Origin of the sequence: Streptococcus sp. DD04 (genome assembly GCF_001578725.1) — a bacterium.
Lineage (GTDB): Bacteria > Bacillota > Bacilli > Lactobacillales > Streptococcaceae > Streptococcus > Streptococcus sinensis.
Genome location: NZ_KQ968979.1, coordinates 81,541 through 87,304, shown reverse-complemented (window position 1 = coordinate 87,304; position 5,764 = coordinate 81,541). Strand labels below are relative to the sequence as shown.

General features: G+C 38.6%; 6 protein-coding genes and 1 pseudogene. All 7 read right to left on the bottom strand.

Annotation, left to right across the window (positions count from 1 at the left end; all coding sequences use genetic code 11):
- Nucleotides 1-262, bottom strand: a 262-nt coding sequence (locus tag STRDD04_RS07340; RefSeq protein WP_062201038.1) for a helix-turn-helix domain-containing protein, incomplete at its 3' end; no start/stop codon positions are given.
- 113 nt (nucleotides 263-375) lie between these two features.
- On the bottom strand, nucleotides 376-708 hold the full coding sequence (locus STRDD04_RS07335; RefSeq protein ID WP_002299685.1) for a type II toxin-antitoxin system PemK/MazF family toxin: 333 nt from the start codon (nucleotides 706-708) through the stop codon (nucleotides 376-378).
- Nucleotides 695-1,000, bottom strand: a complete 306-nt coding sequence (locus STRDD04_RS07330; protein ID WP_000162871.1) for a hypothetical protein — start codon at nucleotides 998-1,000, stop codon at nucleotides 695-697. The genes STRDD04_RS07335 and STRDD04_RS07330 overlap by 14 nt, the downstream gene beginning before the upstream one ends.
- 56 nt (nucleotides 1,001-1,056) lie before the next feature.
- Nucleotides 1,057-2,112, bottom strand: coding sequence for a phage tail tip lysozyme (locus tag STRDD04_RS07325; RefSeq protein WP_062201036.1), 1,056 nt, complete (start codon nucleotides 2,110-2,112; stop codon nucleotides 1,057-1,059).
- Nucleotides 2,113-2,120: 8 nt separating this feature from the next.
- Nucleotides 2,121-2,348 carry a hypothetical protein gene (locus STRDD04_RS07320; protein WP_003034616.1) on the bottom strand — a complete coding sequence of 76 codons (228 nt, stop codon included), beginning with the start codon at nucleotides 2,346-2,348 and terminating at the stop codon, nucleotides 2,121-2,123.
- A complete protein-coding gene (locus STRDD04_RS07315) occupies nucleotides 2,345-4,276 on the bottom strand; it encodes a hypothetical protein (RefSeq protein WP_062201030.1) in 1,932 nt (643 codons plus the stop codon). Before STRDD04_RS07315 ends, STRDD04_RS07320 begins: the two co-directional genes overlap by 4 nt.
- A 12-nt stretch (nucleotides 4,277-4,288) precedes the next feature.
- A pseudogene (locus STRDD04_RS07310) lies at nucleotides 4,289-5,764 on the bottom strand (ATP-binding protein); the annotation flags it as partial.

Sequence of the window (5,764 nt, the reverse complement as noted above, 5' to 3'; positions counted from 1 at the left end):
TTTCCAGTTGTATCATCCATCTACGGATACTATCTTTATCAAATCGAATTGTTTTTCCAATCCGAATATGTGGCATTCCCTTTCTTATCCAGATATCCAGCGTGTTATTTGAAATTCCCAGATACTGACAGGTCTGCTTTTTATTTAAAAAAGGACTAATTTGTCCTGAATCTTCTTTAACGGTTTCAATCTCATTTTTAATAAGATTTGCAACAAACAGTTGAATTTCTTTTGTTTGTTCTTCTGGTAAAATAACTTGCATAGTTTTCCCCCTTTTTAGGCAATAAAAAAAAAGCAAGAGCTATAAAGCCCTTACCTTAAGGAGATTATGAAAAAGAAAAGTTTTAGGATTATTTATAATATAATCGTATAATCTTAATTTTCTCTTAAAAATTTTTCAAATCTCTGTTGGTCATTTTCTGTTAACTTTCCGATTAAGCGAACTTGAACAAGTTCTACGTCTAAATCATAAAGTTGAACGGTATCAATCCAAGATGGTTTCACTAATCCTGCCTCTTCCCATTCTTTTATTTCAAAGTATTTTGAACGGATATAAGATGATTTACGGGAATACTGACTAGTGATACGGTAGGTTCTGATAACTTCTTCATTATTTGCAATGACTAGAGCAGGACGTCTTTTAGCTCCTGTCCCATCACTAAAAGCGATAGTTGCTACCAGAATATCATATGGGTTATAGTTGTCCATGTCTTTCCTCGTATTCTGGATAGTCTTCATCAAAGAAATCTGCGATTGCTTCTGGATTAGAAGCAGTCACTTTGATAACATTTGAGTTTGCCAAAGCTAGTCTTTCTAAAGGATTATCAGAAATAGCATGGACTTGTTTTCTTAAATCAAATGGCAATCCATTCACCTCCTTTGATTTTTGTAAGAACATCACGAAAGCGTCACCTACAGAAGTTCCTAAGGATTTGTATAGTACCGATACTTCATCTAGTAATTCTGAATCTACTCGCTTTTGAAACATTTTTTTAGTCATACAATCACCTCTTTTGTACTTCAATTGTACGACAAATGTAGTTTTTTGTCAAATTTTTACTTCCCAATCACGTATGTAAATTGGTTAGCTGTTGCTTTATCAAATGTGCGGTAAGAAACAACTCCAAGTCCTTTAGCGTTTGCTTCTGAAATGAGAATAGACCCGTCTGATTTGACCTGCTCCACGAAAACTACGTGACCATAGGTTGGGTCAGAACCAGCCTGACCAGGAGAGAAAGATATCGCACTATGCTCTGTTGGTGTATGTGTGGTTTGGTAGCCTGCTTTCTGCTTCCAATCCCCACCATTGCCCATATAAGGGTCAAAGTTAACGCCTACCTCTTTGGCTCGATTATAGACAAACCACGTACATTGTCCCCAAGGATAAGTCGCAGAAGTGTAGTTAGAGGTGTTGATTGCTTTTGTAAGGCTATATCCAGCAGGTACTCCATCAGAAGTTACGCCTCCACCATCTTGTGTTTTGGCATTGGCTGTATCACCTGTTAAAGTGTCTTTGAAGAGGTTATACCATTTTCTCGCATTCTTTTTCAGGTCACTAGTTTTGGTTTGACCGTCTGATAAAGCGACCCCTTCATAATGTTCTGACCAATAAAGCGCTGCCTCTTCAGGGTCAGTCGCTTTTTGCATTTCTGTTTTGACTTTGCTATAAGAGCCGTTTAGCTCTGTAGATAAGAGGTCTAGTTCAATATCAGAATCTAATTTCTTTTGTTTTGCCTTTGACCAGCGATTGCCATTAATAGTAGAAGACCAGCCTGACCATTGGAAATAACCAGCCACCCCGCCACCTGCATTGACTGCTTTAGGGTTAAAGCCACTTTCACGTTCCGCAACGGCTAAACTTCCTGAAGCTCCTGCGATAGTAAACTGTTCTTGTGAGAGTTCATGATTAAGAATTTTGATGACATCACTTGCCCGTTCTTCTGAAATATTAGCTTTTTGAGCCACCTCTTTAGCGGTTAGTTTCGTTTGTAGTCCTTTGGCTTGTCCATTAGAAGACGCACTACCCGCAAAAGCTCCCATGATAATGACGACTAAAAACAAAGGTAAAAACAGAGCACTTAAAGCACTAACAATTACTAGTTTTTTCTTCATCTTCACTCCTAAGTTTTCACATAGACTGTCATCATCACTGTTTCAAATCGCCATTGAGCCGTCAAAATAAGAGGATTTTCTTTGATAGTTGCCAACAATTGCTCTTTCTCAGCCTCTTTTACTGAAAATAAAAGGAGAAAGTCAATAGAAGGCTTTCTCCTTTCATAGGCAAGGGCAACCGCATTGTTCACCGTCTGTTCAAAACCTCTTTTAGAATAAATGCGTGTATTCATTATTCCTTTCCTCCTCTCAATCGTGCTAATTCCTCTATTATCTGATGTTTACGGTTGATATTGACTTTTAATTTATCGTCTTTTGGCAAGGTTTTACGATAGTTCCTGATAAAGGCATTTGAACCTTGCGCTTGGTATAATGCTTCATCATCTTTATAAGGTTCTAATTCCTTTTCAAGTTTATTGATGTGATGTTTTTGTCTCCAAGAGAGGCGATTTTGACGGCGCTCTTCAAACTCTTTCTGTTCTCTGCTTTGCTTTGTATCCATTAGCGGAGAAGGTTCTGTGTCAAAAGGTTGAACGCTTGTGTCTTCTTCCTGAATAGCAGATTCAAAAGTCTCCATTGGCATATCTGGCTCTTGAAATGGTGTTGTTACCTCGTCGGGAACGCCTGTTTCTTCAAAGGAAGAAGTAGCGGGTGTTTCCTCCTCGTCATTTTCTGAAGGTGTTGAACTTTCTGTTTTTTCTGAAGTCGGATGGGGATTTGAAAAAAGAGTTTTCATCTGTTTACCAGCATTCATGAAGAGTCCCGCTCCAAATCCCGCTCCAGCAAGGAAAAAGTTTCCGGATGTTTGAGCCATTTCAAAGGCGTTAGTAGCTTTTGCCGGCAGCTGCTTCACAGTTTCCTGTCCATTTGTCACGGTTTCTTTGACTTTGGTATCTATCTCATCAAACGTAATCTTTGCTCGTGAACCGAGTAACAATTCAATCAATTCTCCTTTGTATTTCCAAAGCAGCCAATAAATCACACCTTTAGCACAAACAGAAACGATTAGTTTAAAGAGAGCGCTAAAAGTAGACAAGGAAGAAAAATCTCCAATAACCTTATCAAAACGACTGCTTACTAAGTCTTCAATGATTTTTTCAAGGTAAAGTAAAGCTAAGGTTAAAAGGCTTGTAATGGCTGGAAAGGCAAGACCTCCAAACATGACCTTAAAAACTCCAAAGAGAATATCTTGCATTTTGGGAATAAAGGAAACCAAAAGGGCAATAGGGAAAAGAAGAATCATGATAAGGACAAGGGCTTGTGCAAGGACATTGAGCAACTGAATTAAGACAATAGGAATGGCAATGACAATCGCTTCTACCATTTTAAAAAGGATATAGAAGAACTTGACAGGAATATAGTCAGGAATAGCTGATACCCAACGGTTTTTCTCTTTATCATCGTTAGCTCCATCTCCCATTTTTAAGTAATCATTTCTATCTGCGGTAGAAATGGCTTTAAATTTGCCTGATTTATCCAAGCTGCCTAGGACTTTTGAATCATCAAACAGTTCTTCTTTTCCTGTTTGACGGTTTTTGTATTTCCCGTTTTCTTGTCCTGTATTGACAAAAAGATAGGCTTTATAAGAAGTTTCTGCGATATAAGAATCAGCGATAGAAGCCCCTATCTTTAAAGATTGATTTTCTCCGTAGGAGACAGAGACATTAGAAATGTGATGAATCGTAGTACTAGCGACATTGTCTACTGTATTGAGCAGATACAATCCACCAGAAGTTCCAGCAACTGTCCCAAACCAACCAAAGCCTAAAAAGAGAACCAGAAGGACATGAAGCAATTTTCGAGAGAAATTGCCTTTAGAAATGAGGAACTGATAAAAAAGATAAAAAGCTAGGCAAAGGAGAATCAGAAAGACTAATGATGACTGAGCCACACCAGAAGTAGCTCCTGTAAAGCCACGCCAAATGGATTGAGCCCCATTGAAGACGTATTGCTTGTAAGTGTCGTAAAGACGGACATTTTCTAAAATCCGAATCATCAAGGAGAAGAAACCAACAATGAGGTTAAGGAGGAAAAAGGGAAAGTTGACAAAGATTTCGTTGAACATCACCCAGATTCCGCTAATATCCAAAAATCCAGTTTGTACTGTATAAGATTTTAAAGAAAAAATATCCATGCCTTTTAATTTTTCAAATGCTTCTTGCACAAGCTCACCTCCTTAAGATGCGTATTTATTTTCAAGATTGGAAGAAACAGTAGCTTTCATTGGTTTTAGAAGTGGGTCAATACTATCAAAAATGTTATAAATGGAAATCATATTGAGATTGCCGTAAACATCTTTATAGAGGCATTGACCTGAAATCATATTTTTAATCCATTCCAGATTTTCTTCATTGTCCGTTAGTCCAACGTGTTCTAAAATATCAGAAAGTTCATTGTCTTCTCTAAAGGCAAAGAGTGTCCCAAAACCTGTGGTATCATCATCTCCTTCAGCGTCATGGACGGATTGGGTAATCAGACAAAGGACATTGTTAAAGAAGCGTCCAACACGGCGCATGGATTGGATAACAGCTCGTCCTTCTGCCGACTTCATTAGAACCCACGCTTCATCAAAAAATTCAATCGTATCTTCATAACGATTGAGTTCTCCAAAGCGTGTACAGAAAGCTCCTAAAGCAAACATCAGAGCTGTAGAATTGATTTCTTTATCTTCTGGGGTGACATCTTGTTGATTGTCTTTATCTGGTAGGGATAAATCCGCTACTTCTAAAACAGTCACCCGTTTATCATAAGACAATCCTTCTACGTTACCGTCTGAAAAAGCCAATTCCAAAATGGAATTTTCTACAATAGATGTTAGATAGTCTCCTACTTCAAAGATAGTGCCATCTGGATTATTGGTGAGCTCTTTGAGGACGTGTTTTAACCCAACGGTTTCTCCCGCTTGTCTTTGAGCTACCACTTTGTTAATCGCTCTCGAAATAGCGGTCATTTGCTTCATTGTGACCTTAATTCGCTTGTTAGAGAAAATAAGATAATTGAGCATATTTTTTGAAACCGAAACAGCGTCATCTTTATCCAACATGACAATTGGGTCAAGAGCTCCATGATTGGATTTCACCTTACTATCCAAAGTGACAAAGTTTATCTGTTTGATATGTTCAGCAAAAAGTGGGAATCGTTTTTCAAAGTCTGGGTGATGAGCAATTGCTTCAAAGTGTTTCCGGATAGAGCGTTTCGGGTCAACATACAAGCATTTCACATCTTGAAGAGAGGTTAGAAGAAAGATAAGTTCTGCCAAAAAGATTTTCCTTCACCCGTTGCGCCAGTAATCAGGATATGTGGATTCTTTGTGAGTTTTCCTGCAATCCCTTCTTTATTTCCAACGGTCGCATTAAAGAGCACCATATTTTTAGACGCTTCTTGTGCCTTTTCAATACTTTCCCACCGACCTGTCCAATTATCCACCCGTCCAATATGCCAGCCAATATGGTTTCCTGAAGCTGTATTGGTAAACGGCATTAGCTCCGCAAAGCCTCTTGGAGTGACATAGTGTGTCCACGTTCTGGTCTTATTTTCAAGCGGTTGACCATAAAGGAGAGACTGGAAGAGATACGGCGTATCATGACTAGCTTCACTCACTTCTACGTGCATATCCTCAAAGTAACTTAAGACTACCTGACGGCGACGTCGT

Coding starts and splice junctions, on each gene's coding strand:
- STRDD04_RS07330 (WP_000162871.1), bottom strand. CDS start 1,000: ATGACTAAAAAAATGTTTCAAAAGCGAGTAGATTCAGAATTACTAGAT.
- STRDD04_RS07325 (WP_062201036.1), bottom strand. CDS start 2,112: ATGAAGAAAAAACTAGTAATTGTTAGTGCTTTAAGTGCTCTGTTTTTA.
- STRDD04_RS07335 (WP_002299685.1), bottom strand. CDS start 708: ATGGACAACTATAACCCATATGATATTCTGGTAGCAACTATCGCTTTT.